Source organism: Streptomyces sp. NPDC052042, from assembly GCF_044548345.1.
Classification (GTDB): domain Bacteria; phylum Actinomycetota; class Actinomycetes; order Streptomycetales; family Streptomycetaceae; genus Streptomyces.
On record NZ_JBIUBU010000015.1, the window covers coordinates 65600 to 83082 of the forward strand.

11 protein-coding genes are annotated in these 17483 nt (G+C 72.8%); 5 read left to right on the forward strand and 6 right to left on the reverse strand.

The genetic code is table 11. The annotated features are described in order from the left end of the window. Positions 1 to 138: 138 nt before the first annotated feature. From ACIHCL_RS23480 to ACIHCL_RS23500, 5 genes are read left to right on the forward strand one after another with little or no spacing between them, the layout of a single operon-like run. A complete protein-coding gene (locus tag ACIHCL_RS23480) occupies positions 139 to 3744 on the forward strand; it encodes a DUF4132 domain-containing protein (protein WP_399864493.1) in 3606 nt (1201 codons plus the stop codon). Further along, complete coding sequence (locus ACIHCL_RS23485) at positions 3741 to 4880, forward strand: AAA family ATPase (RefSeq protein ID WP_399864494.1); 1140 nt, start codon at positions 3741 to 3743, stop codon at positions 4878 to 4880. Before ACIHCL_RS23480 ends, ACIHCL_RS23485 begins: the two co-directional genes overlap by 4 nt. After that, positions 4880 to 7312, forward strand: coding sequence for a DUF5682 family protein (locus ACIHCL_RS23490; protein ID WP_399864495.1), 2433 nt, complete (start codon positions 4880 to 4882; stop codon positions 7310 to 7312). The genes ACIHCL_RS23485 and ACIHCL_RS23490 overlap by 1 nt, the downstream gene beginning before the upstream one ends. Continuing rightward, positions 7309 to 8631 carry a VWA domain-containing protein gene (locus ACIHCL_RS23495; protein ID WP_399864496.1) on the forward strand — a complete coding sequence of 441 codons (1323 nt, stop codon included), beginning with the start codon at positions 7309 to 7311 and terminating at the stop codon, positions 8629 to 8631. Before ACIHCL_RS23490 ends, ACIHCL_RS23495 begins: the two co-directional genes overlap by 4 nt. Further along, positions 8628 to 10658, forward strand: coding sequence for a hypothetical protein (locus ACIHCL_RS23500; protein WP_399864497.1), 2031 nt, complete (start codon positions 8628 to 8630; stop codon positions 10656 to 10658). The genes ACIHCL_RS23495 and ACIHCL_RS23500 overlap by 4 nt, the downstream gene beginning before the upstream one ends. 180 nt (positions 10659 to 10838) lie before the next feature. Here ACIHCL_RS23500 and ACIHCL_RS23505 read toward each other — a convergent pair whose 3' ends face one another. The 6 genes from ACIHCL_RS23505 to ACIHCL_RS23530 all read right to left on the reverse strand — a co-directional run bounded on the left by ACIHCL_RS23505 (position 10839) and on the right by ACIHCL_RS23530 (position 17310). After that, on the reverse strand, positions 10839 to 12185 hold the full coding sequence (locus ACIHCL_RS23505) for a 6-phospho-beta-glucosidase (protein WP_399864499.1): 1347 nt from the start codon (positions 12183 to 12185) through the stop codon (positions 10839 to 10841). A 414-nt stretch (positions 12186 to 12599) separates the two neighbouring features. Continuing rightward, positions 12600 to 14231, reverse strand: a complete 1632-nt coding sequence (locus ACIHCL_RS23510; RefSeq protein WP_399864501.1) for a cytochrome P450 — start codon at positions 14229 to 14231, stop codon at positions 12600 to 12602. Positions 14232 to 14305: 74 nt separating this feature from the next. Then, complete coding sequence (locus tag ACIHCL_RS23515; RefSeq protein WP_399864502.1) at positions 14306 to 14920, reverse strand: GTP-binding protein; 615 nt, start codon at positions 14918 to 14920, stop codon at positions 14306 to 14308. Continuing rightward, complete coding sequence (locus ACIHCL_RS23520) at positions 14901 to 15272, reverse strand: DUF742 domain-containing protein (RefSeq protein ID WP_399864504.1); 372 nt, start codon at positions 15270 to 15272, stop codon at positions 14901 to 14903. Before ACIHCL_RS23520 ends, ACIHCL_RS23515 begins: the two co-directional genes overlap by 20 nt. Then, positions 15269 to 15676 (reverse strand): roadblock/LC7 domain-containing protein, encoded by a 408-nt coding sequence (locus tag ACIHCL_RS23525; protein WP_399864505.1) that lies wholly within the window; start codon positions 15674 to 15676, stop codon positions 15269 to 15271. Before ACIHCL_RS23525 ends, ACIHCL_RS23520 begins: the two co-directional genes overlap by 4 nt. After that, the gene (locus ACIHCL_RS23530; RefSeq protein ID WP_399864507.1) at positions 15673 to 17310 is read right to left on the reverse strand and encodes a sensor histidine kinase; all 1638 of its coding nucleotides are present in this window, start codon (positions 17308 to 17310) and stop codon (positions 15673 to 15675) included. Before ACIHCL_RS23530 ends, ACIHCL_RS23525 begins: the two co-directional genes overlap by 4 nt. Positions 17311 to 17483: the final 173 nt, after the last annotated feature.

The window sequence follows — 17483 nt, forward strand, 5'->3', positions numbered from 1 at the left end:
CGCACCCCTGTCGACCTGTGGGTTCACCCGGCGGACAAACCGGCCGCGCCGGGTTGTCAGTGGTCCCTTCTACTGTGGCACCACTGATCGAAAGCCCGTCGGAGTGCGGGTTGTCCAGGTGTGAAGGGGGACGGGCTCGTGCGCCGCTGGGAATACGTCGAAGGCACCGCGTCGAAGTTCTGGGAGACCGGAGCCGAGGGCTCCGTGGTGACGGTGCGTCACGGACGCCGCGGGAGCACCGGACGCACGCAGACCAAGGAGTACGCGTCGGCCGAGGCCGCGGCCGAGCAGATGCGCTCGTCGATCGCGGAAAAGGAGAAGAAGGGGTATCGCGAGGTGGGCACCTCGCAGGTGCCCGCCGTCCCGACGGTCCCGGACACTCTTCCCGCCGAGGCGCCGCCGGTCCTCCCCGACGAGGACACCTTCACGCTGCCCACCCGGTGGAAGCAGATGCTCCTTCCCCGGCGCGGCGGATTCCCCCGGGTGCCGAGCGGGGTCGCGCCGGGAGCGTTCGAGAAGATCGACGCGGAGGTCGCGGAGCAGGCGAGCTGGATCCAGCGATTCATCGACTCCCCCGACTCGGACCGCGGGCTGGCCGCCCAGTTGCGGGCACATCTCGCGGGGGACCCGACGCCGGTCGGCGCCGCCCTGCTGACCACGATCGTCCCGTTGTCCCTGCCCGACTCCGCCTGGGCGCACCTGTGGACCGAGCGGTACGGGCTGCCGTTCGCCGCGCGTGCCGCCGCCGAGCTGTTCTCGGTCGAGGCGACGTGGCAGCAGGTCCGCAGCTCGCGGACGATGCCTCAGCTGAAGGTGCTCACCCGCCCCCACCACACGTACTGGTCGCAAAACCGGCGGCCGGTGATGGACCGGGTCCGCGCGCTCCTCGCCGCGGCGGACGAGGAGACGTACCGCGCGGCGGTCGCGGCCCTGGCCGACTGCCGCACCGACCTCCCGCACAGGATCGTCGTCTCCTGTCTCGTGCCGAGCGAGACGGCCTGGGTGGACGAGCTCTGCGCCGACCCGCGGGTGCTGGAGGAGGACGACCCGAGCCTGCTGACGGCGATGTTCAGCTCGCTCCACTCCGGCCACCAGGCGGCGCTGTTCACCCATCGGCCGCCCCTGGCCTACAACGCGGCGCTCGTCGCGACGCTGGCCGAAGGCATCGGAACGGCCCTCGCTCCGCTACTGGCCGCCCAGTTCGAGGAGGGGACGTATTTCGCCGACGCGGTGAAGTCCGCCGCCGACTCCCTGGTCGAGCTCCCCTCGGACGAGGCGTTCCTCGCCCTGCTGGCACACGCGGATCTGAAGCATGTGCGTGCGGCGCTCCTCGAAGCCATGCCTCGCTACCCGGTTCGGGCCACGCGTCTGCTGGCCGCCGAATCACGGCGCGGGTCGGGCACGTCGGCCGACCGGGCCCGCCGGCTGCTCCAGGTCCATCTCGCGGTCAGCCGTGAGGTGGTGTCCCACGCGCTTCCCGGTCTGGACGCCGAGGTCGTCGAGATCGTGGAACCGCTGATGAACCCGGTGGACCTGGTCCCCGACGCCCCTGCGGACACCCTTGCGGAGGTCCTGACGACGCCGCCCTGGTCCCGCCCCCGCTCCACGGCCAAGCCGCTCGTCGTGACGGGCCTGACCGCCGAGTCCGTCCCCTCGGCCGAGTGGCTGCCCGGCGAACGGGAGTCCTGGGCCGCCACCTCGTCCTGGTACACGACCGAGCGGACCGACGGCCGGTGGACGGGCTGGGACGCGGACGACCCCGCCCTTCGGCACGCCCTGGGCGAAGGCGGCATCTCCTCGGCCTGGCTCTACATCCACGGCCCAGAGGAGCTGGTCGCCCCGTATCTCGCGACCTGGGATCCGTCCGACATGTGGGATGCCCAGGACACCTTCAAGCCGGTCGTGGCCCGCTTCGGCGTCGCCGCGCTGCCGGTCCTGCTGCGTGTCGCCCCCGCTCAGCCCGCCTCGCTGGCGCCGGTGCTGCTCCCGTTCGTCGACGTACGGGTCGCCCGGCACATGGCGGACTGGGCGGCCCGGCTGAAGACCGTGGCGGTGACGGCGCGTTCCTGGTTCACCCGGCACGGCGTGGCCGCCGCCCCGCTCCTGGTGCCCGACGCCGTGGGCAAGGCCGGCCCGGCCCGGCGCGTCGCCGAGCAGGCGCTGACGCTGGTCGCCTCGCTCCACGGCGACGAGGCGGTGCGCGAGGCGGCCCGGGGGTACGGCGCGAAGGCGCTGGCCGCGGTGGACGCGCTGCTGGTCGCGGATCCGCTGGAGCGGGCGCTGCCCGCCAAGATGCCCGAGCTGCCCGCCTGGGCGGAGCCCGCACTGCTGCCCCAGGTCCTGGTGCGCTCCGGGGGCGCGCTGCCGGAGCGGTCGGTGCGCCATGCGATGACGATGCTGGCGCTGTCGAAGCCGGGCGAGGTGTACCCGGGCGTGGCCTCGCTCGTCGAGACGGCCGAAGCCGCCTCGCTGGCCGAGTTCGCCTGGGCCCTGTTCGAGCAGTGGCAACTGGCCAACATGCCCGCGCAGGAGTCGTGGGTGCTGCACGCGCTGGGGCTGTTGGGCGACGACGACACGGTGCGCCGGCTCACGCCCGTCCTCCGGACCTGGCCCGGTGACGGCGCGCACCACCGGGCCGTGGAGGGCCTGGGCGTGCTGGCCTCGATCGGCAGCGACGTCGCGCTGCTGCATCTGCACGGGATCGCGCAGCGGGTGAAGTTCAAGGGCCTGAAGGCGCGGGCCCAGGAGAAGATCGCCGAGGTCGCCGCGGGACTCGGGCTGACCGGGGAGCAGCTCGCCGACCGGCTGGTGCCCGACCTGGGTCTGGACGCGGACGGTTCGACGGTCGTCGACTACGGCACGCGCACGTTCACGGTCGGTTTCGACGAGCAGCTGCGACCGTACGTGCTGGACCAGGACGGCAAGCGCCGCAAAGATCTGCCCAAGCCCGGGGTCCGGGACGACGGGGAGCTCGCCCCGGCGGAGCGCAAGCGGTTCACGGCGCTCAAGAAGGACGTCCGGACGATCGCCTCGGATCAGGTACGCCGACTGGAGACGGCGATGGTGACCGGGCGTTCCTGGACCGCGCAGGAGTTCCGGGAGCTGTTCGTCGCCCATCCGCTGCTGTGGCATCTGGTGCGCCGGCTGGTGTGGCTGAGCGAGACGGACGACGGGGCGCGAAACGCGTTCCGGGTCGCGGAGGACCGCACGTTCGCCGACGTGGCGGACGAGGTCTTCGAGCTCGCCGAGGACGCGGCGGTGCGGCTCGCCCATCCGCTGCACCTGGACGGTGAAGTGACGGCCTGGTCGGAGGTGTTCGCCGACTACGAGATCCTCCAGCCCTTCCCGCAGCTCGGCCGGACCGTGCTGGCCCTGTCCGACGAGGAGCGCGAGGGGTACCGGCTCACCCGGTTCGAGGGCCTCAAGGTGCCGACCGGAAAGGTCCTCGGACTGGAAAGGCACGGTTGGGAGCGGGGGGTGCCGCAGGACGCCGGGGTGGAGCGCTGGATCTCCAAGCGGCTGGCCGACGACCGCTGTCTGGTGATCGCCCTGGACACCGGCATCGCGGTCGGGGTGGTCGACATGTTCCCGGAGCAGACACTCGAAACGGTGTGGCTCGACACCCGTCCCCAGGACCACTGGCCGGCGCGTGAGTACCCGCTCCGCTTCAGCGGACTGGACCCGGTGACCGTGTCGGAACTCCTCGTCGACCTGACCGGACTCACCGAGGACGCCACGTCATGACCGCACGGAACGAACAGCGGCGCGACGGGACGCCGGAAGACGTGGCCGGGCAGGTACAGCGGCCCCCCGCCGAGGTGCGGTACGCGGACGAGCTCGCGACGCTGCGTGCGGAGGACCGTGACCCACGGCCGCCGGGCTGGGAGTTGAGTCTGCGCGCGGCACGCCGCTTCGTCGTCGGCGACGCGGCGGCGGGCATCAGCCGGAAGTTCGTCGGCAACCCCTCGCTGGTGGACCGGGCGCTGGTGACGCTGGCGACGAGTCGCGGACTGATGCTGGTCGGGGAACCGGGCACCGCCAAGTCGCTGCTGTCCGAACTGATCGCCGCAGCGGTCAGCGGGGACTCGACACTGACGGTGCAGGGCGGCGCGGCCACCACGGAGGACCAGATCAAGTACGGCTGGAACTACGCGCTGCTGGTCGCCGAGGGGCCTTCCGCACGGTCGTTGGTACCGGCACCGATGCTGCGCGGCATGGCCGAGGGCAGGATCGTGCGATTCGAGGAGATCACGCGCTGCCCGCTGGAGGTGCAGGACTCGCTGCTGTCGCTGCTGTCCGAGCGGGTGGTGGCGATCCCCGAGCTGACCGGGCCGGACGGCATGGTCTTCGCCCGGCAGGGGTTCAACGTCATCGCGACGGCCAACACCCGGGACCGGGGCGTCAACGAGATGAGCGCGGCCCTCAAGCGCCGGTTCAACTTCGAGACGGTTTTCCCGATTCCCGATCTGGACACCGAACTGGCGCTCGTCGAGGCGGAGGTGGCGACCCTGCTGAGGCGTTCGGGGGTGGAGCCGCCGCCGGACCGGGACGTGCTGGAGGTCCTGGTCGCGACGTTCCGGGAGCTGCGGGCCGGGGCCGGCGGACAGGGCGGGCCCGGTGCCGGTACGGACCGCCCCTCGGCGGTGATGAGCACGGCGGAGGCCGTGTCGGTCGCCCACGCCGTGGGGGTGCGCGGCTGGTTCCTGCGCGGCGAACCGGGCAGTGCCGCCGATGTGGTGGCGTGCCTGGCGGGGACGGCGGCCAAGGACAGCCCGGAGGACCTGGCCCGGCTGCGCCGCTATCTGGAGCAGCAGGTGCCGCACCGTCGCGGTCCGGCGTGGCAGGCCCTGTACGACGCGCGTCATCTGCTGGCCGACTGATGTCCGCGGTGTTCCTGGGGGTGCGGCACCACTCGCCCGCCTGCGCACGGCTCGTCGAGCGGACCATCGGCGAGCTCCGCCCCGCCCATGTGCTCATCGAGGGTCCCGCGGAGATGAACGGGCGGCTGGACGAACTCCTGCTCGGGCATGAGTTGCCCGTCGCGGTGTTCAGCCACTACCGCGACGGGCACCGGGCGGCGACCTCCTGGGCCCCGCTGTGCGACTACTCGCCGGAGTGGGTCGCGCTGCGGGCGGGGCGGGCGGCCGGGGCAAAGGTCCGCTTCATCGACCTTCCGGCCTGGCATCCGGCGTTCGCCGAGCGCACCAACCGCTACGCCGACGCGGAGGCCCGATACGCGGAGGCGACGGACCGGCTGTGCCGGCACTTCGCGGTGGACTCGCCGGACGCCCTGTGGGACCGGCTGTTCGAGGTCGAGCCGGACGACGGTCTCGCACAGCGGCTCGACGCGTACTTCGCACTGGTGCGCGGGGACGCGGAGGCCGACGCGGGCGACCGGGCGCGCGAGTCCTATATGGCGGCATGGGTGCGGGCGGCGGTCGCCGCGGCAGGCGATCGGCCGGTGCTGGTGGTGACCGGAGGTTTCCATCAGCCCGCGCTCCGGGCACTCGCCGAGGCCGGGCTGCCCGGCGGCGGCGAAGGAGGCGGCCGGGAGCAGGACGCGGACGCGTGCCGGAACCATGCGGACGGGACGGACACGGGCCGGGACGGGACGGACGGGTGGGAGCACGGCGCCGACGGATGGCCGCGGGTGCCCGCCCCGCCGGACGGGGCCCTGGCTGGAAGCTTCCTCGTGCCGTACTCCTTCCGGCAGTTGGACGCCTTCGCCGGGTACCAGTCGGGGATGCCGTCGCCCGGCTACTACCAGCAGGTGTGGGAGGCGGGCCCGCAGGTCGCGGCGGACGGGCTGATGCGTGGGGTCGTCGAGCGGCTGCGGGCCCGCAAGGTGCCCGTGTCCACCGCCGATCTGATCGCCGCGCGAGCTCTGGCACAGGGGCTCACCACGCTGCGCGGCCATCCGTGCCCCGCCCGGATCGATGTGCTCGACGGTCTGGCGGGCGCCCTGATCACGGACGATCTGGACCGTCCGCTTCCGTGGACGAGCCGGGGCCCGCTGGAGGCGGGGGCGCATCCCGCCGTCGTCGAGATGGTGGCGGCGTGCAGCGGCGACCGCGTCGGCCGGCTCCACGCCGACACCCCGGCACCTCCTCTGATCCACGACGTGGCGGCGCGGCTGGCCGCGCTGTCGCTCGACAGCGGCCCCGAGGCGTCGTACCGGCTCGACCTCGCGGACGCCACCGATCTGGAACGCAGCCGGGTGCTGCACCGGCTGCGGGTGCTGGGGATTCCCGGTCATGTCCGGGTCCTCGGCCCGGAGCACGGGGTCGACCCGGTGTTCACGGAAGCCTGGGAGTCACGGCCCGCCGCCGGACGCGAGGCCGCGCTGGTCGAGGCGGGGGCGTACGGGGCGACGCTCGCCGAGGCGGCGGCGGTGGCGCTCGCCGACCGGGCCCGGGGTGCCGAGTCCGGGGCGGACGGTCTGGCCCGGACCCTGTTCGACGCCGTGTTGTGCGGGTTGGACGGCTTCTCCGAGCGGCTTCTCGGTGAGATCTCCTCTCGTACGGTCGAGTTGAAGCACGTCGGGACGCTCGGAGAGATCCTCTCCACGGCCCTGGGGCTGTGGCGGCACGACCGGGTGTTCGGGGTGGCGCGGGGCCCGCTGCTCGCGGGGGTCGTCGACCGGGCGACAGAACGCCTGGTGTGGCTCCTCGAAGGCGCGCGCGGGGGAACAGGCGTGGACTTTCCACGCCTGCAGGCCGTGGTGGCGGTCCGGGACGCGGTGCGGCACGCGCCCCGACTGCTGTCGGTCCGGCCGGAGGCGGTGGCCTCGACGGCATGGCGGATCAGCGGCGATCCGGAGGCGCCGCTCGATCTGCGGGGTGCCGCGTTCGGACTGCACCGGGCCCTGGCAGCGGGCCCGGAGACCTCGCGGGATCCGGCCGAGGCGGTGGGTGCGGTGGCGAGGGCGGGCGCGGACGCGCTCGGCGACTGGCTGGCCGGTCTGTTCGCGCTCGCCCGCGACGAGATGACGCAGCCGGTGCCACCGGCGGACGGGCAGAAGGCCGGTGACGGCGCGGAGTCGCTGATCGACGTGCTGGACGGGCTGGTCTGTGCGCTGCCCGAGGACGCGTTCCTGGCGGGGCTGCCCGCGCTGCGTCAGGCGTTCACGTTCTTCCCGCCCCGAGAACGGGAGCGGATCGCCGGTCGCCTGTTGGAACGGCGCGGTGTGCGCGGTTCGTCGCGTTCCCTGCTGCGGACCACCGCGGACCCACTGCTCATCGCCCGGGCCCGCGCCTTGGAGGAGTCCGTTTCCCAGTTGCTGGCCCGCTACGACCTGGGAGCCACCCCATGACCACACCCAAACACACGCCCGATCCGGCGCCCGCGGCGACAGCGAGGGCCGGTGCGGCGGCGCCCGCGCACGCGGACGGTCCCGGCCCAGTGCGCGCACCCGGTGCCGGCTGCGACGCGGCTTCCGCTGCCCCGGCCGGTCCGCGCGCGGCTCCCGCGCCGGAGAACTCTACCGGTCCGGGCACGGCGCCCGACGCGGGGCTGGAGCGCTGGCGGCTGCTGCTCGGTTCCGCCGCCGAGCGGCACACCGGCCCGCTCGGGCCCGGCAACGCCGGCCGGGACGCCGCCCTCGACTGGCTGTACGGACGCGACCCCGACCTCGCCCAACGCGGTGTCCGCCGCTCCGGCACCACCTACCGCACCGGAAGCGACGGCCCGTCCGCCCTGACCACGGTCGACTGGCTCGACGGCATTCACCGGCTGTTCCCGAAGGAGACCATCGAGCGTCTGGAGCGGGACGCCGTCGAGCGGTACGGCATCCAGGAGATCGTCACCGACCCCGCCGTGCTGGAGCGGGTCGAGCCGAGCCCGACGCTGCTGCGGGCCGTGCTGCGGACCAAGCATCTGATGAACCCGGAGGTGCTGCGGCTGGCCCGGCGCATCGTCGAGTCGGTGGTGCGGCAGCTGCTGGACAGGCTCCGGCCCGAGGTCCGCCGGGCGTTCCACGGCACCCGTTCCCGCAGACCCAGCCGCGTGCCGCTGGCGCGGGACTTCGACTTCCGGCAGACCGTGCGGGCCAACCTCGCCCACTACCAGCCGGACGAGCGTCGTCTGCTCATCGAGCGCGCCCACTTCCACTCCCGCACTCGTCGCCATATGACGCGGTGGCAGCTGATCCTGCTGGTCGACCAGTCGGGTTCGATGGCCGGATCGGTGATCCACTCAGCGGTGACGGCGGCCTGCCTGTGGGGTCTGCCCGGACTCAAGACGCATCTGGTCGCCTTCGACACCCAGGTGGTGGACCTCACCGCCGACGTGACCGACCCGGTGGAGCTGCTGATGCGAGTGCAGCTCGGCGGCGGCACCGACATCGCGCGTGCCGTCCGCTACGCCGCGGGACTGGTGGAGAATCCCCGGCGCACGATCGTCGCGCTGGTCACCGACTTCTACGAGGGCGGTGACAGCTACCGGTTGGTGCGCTCCGTGCGGTCGCTGGTGGAGCAGGGCAGCACCGTCCTGGGACTGGCCGCGCTCGACGAGGACGCCGAGCCCGACTACGACCGCGGCACGGCCGGGCGGCTCGCGGAGGTCGGGGCGCACGTGGGGGCGATGACACCCGGTCATCTCGCCGAGTTCGTCGCGGAGAGGCTGGGCCGATGAGCGAAGCACCGAGCGGCATGGCCGCCGCACGCCCGGATCTGCTCGCCCTCACCCCGGACACGCTCGCGGAGCTCGCCAACCGCGGCCTGGTCAAGCGGGCCACGAAGGAGCTCGACGCGGGGACGGCGCCGGACCTCACGGCCGACGCGGACACCACGCTGCGGGCACGTTTCCCCGACGGGACCACCACCGCCCTTCCACCCGGCACCGATCTGGAGAACGGCACGTGCGGTTGCGCCGCGCCCGGGGTGTGCCGCCATCTCGTCGGCCTGGTGCTGGCCTACCAACGCGAAGCCGCATCCGGTACGGCCGACGCGGACGGCCCGGGGACCGCCGCCCCGGTCGCCGACTGGTCGCCCGGCGACACCCCCGACGAAGTGCTCGCGGCGGCGGTCGGTGCCCGTCCGCTCACGGCGGCCCGCCGCACCTTCGACCGCGGCTACGCCGCCGTGGTGCACCATCCGTCCCCGGAGCGTCCCGAACCGCGGGTCGAGCTCCCCACCTGCACGGTGCGCTTCCCCGTGTCCGGCGAGATCGCATACGCACTGACGGACGCGACCGCCGCGCTGCGCGGCGAGATGGTGGCGCTCGCGGTCTGGGCGTTCCGGGCGGCCGACGCGGCGGGGAACGGGGAACGGTCCGTATCCGTTCGGGTCGGCGGCCTCCCGACCGCCCCGTCGGCGGCCGGACCGGCGCTGGACGCCGCCGCCGAACTGGCCGATGAAGTGCTGGCGGAGGGGGTGGCACATGTCGGACCGGTGCACGGCGGCGCCCTGGCACGGGCCGCTGCCGGCCTGGCGGCCCGGTCGCTGCACTGGCCCGCCGGTGCGCTCGCCGATCTGGCGGACCAGCTCACCGCGTACGCCGACCGCGACGCACGCTACCGCGCGGAGTCGGTGGCCGCCCTGCTCACCGAGGTGCACGCCCGGCGGCGGGCCGCCGCGCTCCCCGGCGTACTGGGCACACGCGAGGCCGGGGACACCCCGCTGCGCCGGGTCCGGCTCACCTCGCTCGGCTGCCGTGTCCGCGGCACGTCCCAGAACCTCGTCTGCGAGGTGTACTTCGCTCATCCCGGCGCGGGCGCCGTCCTCGTCCTCCGCAAGGCGTGGACGGCCGCCGAGGGAAAGGAGCTCACGGGCCATCTGCTCGCCGCCCGCCGTGTCCTCTCCACCCGGCTCGACGCACTGGCCACCGGAAGCCTGGTCAGCGAGAACGTACGGCGCACGGCGAGCCGTGCGCTGACCGTCGGCCGCGGCAGACTCGGCACCTCGACCGTCACGCCGGTCGGCACGGCCTGGGCGGAACTCCCCGACACCCTGCTCCTAAGGGATCTGTCCGCGCCGACCACGGGCTGGGAGGGAAGACCGCCGCGGCTGATCCGCCCACGGGTCGAGGCTGAGTCCGTCCATCTCGTCGCACTGTCGGCGGTGGAGAGCGTCGGCTACGACCCGGCGGAGCAGCGCCTCGAAGCCGTCGTGCGCGACGCCTCGGGGAGGTCCGCCCTGCTGACGTCCTCCTACCGGCCGGAGTGCCCCGGGGCTCTGGACGCCCTGGCGGCGGCGCTGGGGGACGGCGCCACACATGTGAGCGGTGCGGTGCGCCGTAGTGCCGGGGGCATCACGATCGACCCGATAGCGGTGCTCACCCCAACCGGAGTCGTGGTGCCCGACCTGGCGCCGGGGGACGGTTCCACGGCCCTGGCGGCGGTGGACCGCCGCCCCTCCGATCCGCTGGTGGTGGCGCTGGACGAGGCGGTGTCCGCGCTGTCGGCGGTGCCGCACAGCGGTCTGCGCCATCTGCCGCTCCCGGCGCGATTCCGCATCGAGGACGCCGCCGAGGCCTTGTCGCACACCGGCCTGACCCGCGCCGCGACGCTGCTGCGGACCTTTCTCGACGCGCTGGACGACACGGCGGCGGGCGAGCCGGGAGCCGCCGCCGAGGCATGGCTGGAGGCACAGCTCCATCTCCTGGTCAGCACCGAACTCCGTTCGCTGGAACGGGAATCGGAGACCGTTCCGATGCGCTGACGGCCCGGTTCCCGGCAGGCTTGTGCACCTCGACGGCCGACGACCCCGTGCCCGGCAGGGCTTCGCGCGTTGTCGGACCCGTGCCCGGCAGGGCTTCACGCCGAAACGGCTGCCGGGCCGTGGCCACCGGGACCCGCCCGGTGCGCCCCACCCCGTACGACGCCCGTTCGAAGGCACGGCCTAGCGGCGGTCGAGGTAGCGGAGTCCGGGGTGGACCTTGAGATAGCCGTCGAGCAGCCGTTCGGCGACGGTCACCGAGTCGACCAGCGGGTGGAGTGCGAACGCCTTCACGGCGGCGGCGCGGGAGCCGCTCCCCGCCGCGTCGAGCACCGCGCGCTCGACGGCCTTGACCGCCGTGACCAGGCCGACCGCGTGATACGGAAGGGGGTCGACGGCGACGGGGCGGGCCCCGTTCGCGTCGACCAGGCAGGGCACCTCGATCACGGCGTCCGCGTCGAGCACGGAGAGCGTCGTCCGGTTGCGGACGTTGAGGATGAGCGAGGTCCGTTCATCGCGGGCGACGGCCCTCATCAGGGCGAGGGCCACCTGCTCGTACCCGCCGGAGTCGAGGTCGCTGCCGTCGCGGTCACCGGCCCCGGCGACCTCCCGGTTCTCCGACATGTAGGTGGCTTCGCGTTCGGCCCGGGTGCGGTCCCACGCCGCCAGGGCGGGTGTGTCCGGGTCCCTCATCCGGGCGTAGAAGCCCTCCTGCTGCTCCCGGAGGAAGGCGCCCCGGGTCCGCTCGGCCGCCCGGTAGGCGCGGACGGCCTCCCGGTTGAAGTAGTAGTAGTGCAGGTACTCGTTGGGGACGGCGCCCAGCGAACGGATCCAGTCGACGCCGAAGAGCCTGCCCTCCTCGAAGGAACCGAGGAGGTCGCGATCCGCGAGCAGCCGGGGAAGTTCGTCGCGCCCGTCGACCCGCAGACCCCGGACCCAGCCCAGGTGGTTGAGGCCCACGTAGTCGACCCAGGCCCGGTCGGGGTCGGCGCCCAGTACCCGGGCCAGACGACGGCCGAGGCCGACCGGGGAGTCGCAGATGCCGATCACCCGGTCGCCCAGGTGGCGGGCCATGGCCTCGGTGACCAGGCCGGCGGGATTGGTGAAGTTGATGACCCAGGCGTCCGGGGCGAGCCGTGCGATGCGCTCGGCGAGATCGACGGCGACCGGCACGGTACGCAGCCCGTACGCGATGCCGCCCGCCCCGACCGTCTCCTGACCGAGGACTCCTTCGTCGAGGGCGACGCGTTCGTCGGCTGCCCGGCCCGCGAGTCCGCCGACGCGGATCGCGGAGAAGACGAAGTCGGCGCCCCGGAGGGCCTCGTCGAGATCGGTGGTGGCGGTGACGGCTGGCGCGTCGGGGACGTCCGCGGCCTGTTCGCACAGGACCCGGGCCACGGCGGTGAGCCGGTCGGCGTCGATGTCGTGGAGGGCGACGGACGAGACGCGGCCCTCGGCGTGATCGGCGAGGAGTGCTCCGTAGACGAGGGGAACCCGGAATCCGCCGCCGCCCAGAATTGTCAGCTTCACGCTTCCGCATGGTACGGGGGGAGGAGCGGGAACGAGCCCGTTCGGCCCTCACGCCCCCGCCCCGCCCGGGCTTCGTGGTTCCGGGGCTTCGTGGTTCCGGGACCGCCCTTCCGGCCCCGGCCCGCGCGCCGCTCCCCCGCACGTCGTTCCTTCGCGCCCCACTCCCCCGCGCGCCCTTCCTCCGCGCCCCGCTCCCCCGCGCGCCGCTCCCCCGATGCGATCGGTCTCCGGACCGCTTCTGACCGGCTGCTGCTCGGCCTCGGGGCCGGATGCCTCCGGGCCGTTCGCCCCCCCCGCCGTTCGCCCCCAGCCGCTCACCTGCGGGTGGGGCGGACCCCTCGCCCGACGACAGGCCCGCCCCGCCGCGGTGTCCGCGCTACCCCGCGGCGGCCGCCCCCGGAAGATCCGGTGCGGTCAGTTGCCGCTCCACCAGTGCGAGACGGCCCGCCACAACCGCATCGGGGCGGACTCACCGCGCTGCCGCGGGATCCGGTCGGCGAAGGCCGGATCGGTGGCGGCTGCCCCGTCCCGGGCCCCCTCCACGGCCGTCGCCGCGGCCATCGGACTCCCTGGCCCGCTCGCTGCCGCCGCCTCGCCCGACGTCGCGGGCGCGCGGACGGGAGCGGAGACGGTGCTGGAAGCGGGGACCGGAGCGGGAGCCGGGTTCGGGTCTCGGTCGGATGCGCGACCGGTGTGCCCGGCGGGCGGCTGCACCGCCCAGTCCTCGCGCCGTGGGTGCGGCTTGCCCATGGACGGCGGTTCCTTGTCGTCCTGCGGCGGGCGTGCGGCGAAGTCCGCCGGGAGTTCCACCAGATGCCTGCTCATGATGTTCCCGATCCACCGCAGCTCGCTCTCGTCGACGGCGAGTTCGAGGTCGGGAAGCCTCATCAGCAGCGCGTCGACACCGGCGTCGGCGATGGCACGGCCGATGTCCTGCCCGGGGCATTCGTGGGGGCCACCGCTGAAGGCCAGATGGGCGCGGTTGCCCACCATGTCGGCACCGAGGTCCGGTCGCACCACGGGATCGGTGTTGGCGGGCGCGATGCCGACGATCAGGGCGTCGCCCGCCCTGATCTGCTTGCCGCCCAGTTCGGTGTCACCGACCGCCCACCGACCGAAGACCGCGGTGAACGGCGGCTCGTCCCACAGAGTCTGCTCGACCGCCTCGGGCACCGTCATGTGGCCGCCGCTCAGCCTGGCCCGGAAGCGGGGATCGGTGAGCACCATGCGCAGGACGTTGGCGATCAGATTGGCGGTCGCCTCGTAGGAGGCGATGAGGATCAGCCGGAGGTGCTCGCTGACCTCCTGGTCGTTCAGCCCGGCGGGGTGCTCGATGAGCCAGCTCGCGAAGTCGTCCGCGGGCTCGCGCCTGCGGCGCTTGACCAGCCGGGTCAGCACGTCCAGGACGTAGGCGTTGCTCGCGATGGCGGTCTCGGTGCCGCGGGTCATGTCGCGGGCCGCCTGGACCATCCGGTCGTTGTACTCCTCGGGCATGCCGAGGACCGCGCACATCACCATCATCGGCAGCCGCTCGGCGAACTGGCCGACCAGGTCGACCTGGCCTTCCTGGCAGAACTCGTTGACGAGCCGGTTGCTGAAGCGGTTGATGTGGCGGCGCACCCCGCGGGTGTCGATGCGGTCCATGCTGTCGGTGACCGCGCCGCGCTGGCGTTCATGGGTGGCGCCGTCGGCGAACACGCAGACCGGCTGCCAGGTGAAGATGGGAGCCAGGGGGTGGTCCGGGCCGACAGTGCCCTCCTGCAGGGCCCGCCAGCGCCGCGAGTCGCGCGAGAACTGCGAGGGCGTACGGGTCACGTGCAGGTTCTCGCTGTGCCCGAGAACCAGCCAGGCGGGTACGTCCTCGTGCAGCAGAACGGGCGCCACACTGCCGTGTTCGGCACGCAGCCTGTCGTACAGCCCATGCGGGTCCCGCTCGGCCTCCGGGCCGTAGAACCGGTGGATTCCGCCGAGGCCGTGGGCCGGGCACTCGGGGGGCGGAACCGGTCCCCGGGCCGCTCCGGGCTCGTAGTGGAAGGGGGTTGTCACGATCGCTCCAGGGATCAGGATCCCCGAGAACGGGAATCCGGACGGATGGGACGCGCGGGGGGTGTGTTCTGCGGTCAGGCGAGCGGGAGGGCCAGACTGTGCAGGTAACGCATCAGGGTCATCAGCACGTCGCGGCTGGAGCCGCGCAGCCGGGCGTCGCAGTCGATCATCGGGACCTCGTCTGGCAGGTCCAGGGCGCTGCGCAACACCTCGACGGGGTGCTTCGGGGCATCGGGGAAGGTGTTGATGGCGACGACGAACGGCACTCCGCGTTCCTCCAGTCGGCCGATGACGTCGAAGCTGACCTCGAGACGGCGGGTGTCGATGAGGACCACGGCGCCGAGGGCGCCTTCGAACAGGCCGTTCCACAGGAACCAGAACCGCTCCTGGCCGGGGGTTCCGAACAGATAGAGGACCAGCTCCTCACTGATGGAGATCCGCCCGAAGTCCATGGCGACCGTGGTGGCGGTCTTGCTCTCCACCCCGTAGTTGTCGTCCACGCCGACACCGGCCTGGGTCATGGTCTCTTCGGTGGTCAGCGGCCGGATCTCACTGACGGATCCGACCATGGTCGTCTTGCCGACGCCGAACCCGCCGACGATCACGACCTTCACCGCGGCCGTGGCCGTGGTGGGCAGGACGTCCTCGCGCCGGGGGCCGGTAATCGTGTCAGAGCTTCTGAAGTCCATGCATCACCGCTTCGAGAAGGGACCTGTCCGGGAGGGTGGCGCGGACGATGGGTGCGCGCGATTCGATGAGTTCGGCCGCCAGGAGTTCCGTGAGGAGCGACGTCACCACGCTGAACGGCAGAGCCAGGTACGCCGAGAGTTCGGCGACGGATAACGGGGCTTGGCAGAGCCGCAGGATCACGGCCTGTTCCGGCTGGACCGTCGGTGTCGGCTGGGCCTTCGCGACGATCATCGTCACCAGGTCGAGCGCTGCGCGCTCGCTTCCGTCGGGATCGCCGGTGAGCACGTACAGCCGTTCCGGGTCGCTCAGCACCGGATCGGCCGCTCTGCGTTCTCGTCGGGGCGGGGTCATCCGCCCTGCCTGTCATGACGAGGGGGACTCGTCAGATGGGCGCCGATCCTGACGACCATGTCACGCATCCGCGCCCCGACGAGTCCGGCGTCGACGGTCTCGCCGGCCAGGACCGCGAGGTACGCGCCGGTTCCGGCCGCCATCATGTAGAAGAAGCCGCCGGTGACCTCGATGACGACCAGGCGCATGACGCCGTCGCTGTAGGGGATTTCGGTGGCGACCGCGGCGGCCAGGCTCTGCAGTCCGGCGCAGGCGGCCGCGAGGCGGTCGGCGACGTCGGGGTCGCCGCCGTGCTGGGCGATGCGCAGACCGTCGGCGGACAGCACCACGATCTGGTGGATGTCCGGCACGTCGTCGGCCAGCTCCTTGAGCATCCAGTCCATGTTTCCCCGCTGCTGGATCACTTCAGGTCTCCCTTGTCCCGGGCGTCGTCAGAGTCTTCGTCGGTCTTCGGCTCCTGCGGCACGCCGTTGACGGCGTTGGTGAACGCCTCCAGCCAGAGCCCGGGAGGCTGGTCCCGGCCGTTCTCGCCGCCCTGTCCGTGACCGTGACCGTGTCCGTGGCCCTGCCCGTGACCGTTGACGTGGCCGTTGCGCTGAACCGTGGCCGGGTCGGCGGACTGTGCGGGGACGTTGTGCGAGCCCAGCGGTGCGCGGACGCGGCTGCGGCGCTGCGGGAGGCCGCCGGCGGTCCACTCGGTGACCACGGGGAGGTCGTCCTCCACGGCCGCCGCGGGGGCGACCGGGCGGGTGGCGGACTGGACCGGGCCGGTGGCGGGCCGCTGCGCGACGGGACGGGGCTTGCGCCGGGCCGGTACGACGTGCTTCATCGCCTCGTGGTCGATGTCGCTGGTGGGCCGCGAGGTGGCGCCGATGCCGTGCGCGATTCCGGGGGCCGGGCCGGTGGTGATCATGGCGCGGGGCACGATGAGGACCGCCCGGACGCCGCCGTACGCGGACTGCCGCAGCGAGATCTGGAGGTCGTACATCCTGGCGAGCCGGCCGACGACGGCCATACCGAGACGCGGGGACTCGCCGAGGTCGTTCATGCTGGAGCCGGCCTGGGCCCTGGCGAGCATGTTCTCGGCCCGCGCGCGGGCTTCTTCGCTGAGCGAGACACCGCCGTCCTCGATCTCGATGGCGATGCCGGTCTGCACCTCGACGGCGGTGACGTGGACCCGGGTCTGCGGAGGCGAGTAACGGGTGGCGTTGTCGAGGAGTTCGGCACAGGCGTGGATGAGCGGTTCGACGGCGGTGCCGATGATGGCGACCTTCGCGATCGAGTGCAGATCGACCCGCGGGTATTCCAGGATCCGCGACATGGCGCCGCGCAGCACGCTGAACAGCGGTACGGGCTTGGGCCATTGACGGCTGGGGCGGGCGCCGCCGAGTACGGCGATGGAGTCCGCGAGACGGCCGATCAGCGCGGTGCCGTGGTCGATGCGGAGCAGGTCGTCGAAGACGTCGGGGTCGCGTCCGTGGTGTTCCTCCATCTCACGCAGTTCGCTCGCCTGGCGGTGGACGATCGCCTGGACGCGGCGGGCGACGTTGACGAAGGCGCGCTGTGCCGAGTCGCGCAGCGCCTCCTCGTTGTCGATGATGTTCAGCACCTTGTAGACCAAGGCGCGCTGCGCCTCGGGCAGATCGCGGTAGCGCTCGTCCGCGTCGACAACGTCCCGGAGCACCTCTTCGGGCGAATTTCCCACGCGCAGCCGGTGGATGGCGGCGGGCAGGAGTTCCTTGCCGATCCTCACGGTCTCGTCGTCATGGGCGGCGATGCGCCGTTCCAGGTCGGCGAAGCGCCGTTCGTACGCGGCGCGCTGGACGCGCATGGCGCGTGCGCGTCGGGCGAGCCGGACAGTGAGCACGGCGATCACGACGGTGGCGAGCGCGCCGCACCAGACGACTGGTATCCGCGCGGCCTCGGAAACCAGCGCGACCGCGGCGGCGGTCGCTCCACCGCACAGGACCACGGGCGGCAGCACGGCTCGGACGACAGGTGCTTGCCGTTCGGTCGGTGGTGATTCGACACGGACCATCTAGAACCTCGGGCGGTTGATTCGGGAGATACAAGCGCGTGCTGGACAGTTGAGAACAAGCACTCGAATTCATCTCAACTCGGCTGCGCTGCGCGTGAGCTTAGTCAGATCGAATCAGCGCCTCGGCACATTCACCCAACCCCCTGCGCGAACGCTCGCGCGGTAATACACTC

Coding starts and splice junctions, on each gene's coding strand:
- ACIHCL_RS23485 (WP_399864494.1), top strand. CDS start 3,741: ATGACCGCACGGAACGAACAGCGGCGCGACGGGACGCCGGAAGACGTG.
- ACIHCL_RS23490 (WP_399864495.1), top strand. CDS start 4,880: ATGTCCGCGGTGTTCCTGGGGGTGCGGCACCACTCGCCCGCCTGCGCA.
- ACIHCL_RS23495 (WP_399864496.1), top strand. CDS start 7,309: ATGACCACACCCAAACACACGCCCGATCCGGCGCCCGCGGCGACAGCG.
- ACIHCL_RS23500 (WP_399864497.1), top strand. CDS start 8,628: ATGAGCGAAGCACCGAGCGGCATGGCCGCCGCACGCCCGGATCTGCTC.
- ACIHCL_RS23515 (WP_399864502.1), bottom strand. CDS start 14,920: ATGGACTTCAGAAGCTCTGACACGATTACCGGCCCCCGGCGCGAGGAC.
- ACIHCL_RS23520 (WP_399864504.1), bottom strand. CDS start 15,272: ATGACCCCGCCCCGACGAGAACGCAGAGCGGCCGATCCGGTGCTGAGC.
- ACIHCL_RS23530 (WP_399864507.1), bottom strand. CDS start 17,310: ATGGTCCGTGTCGAATCACCACCGACCGAACGGCAAGCACCTGTCGTC.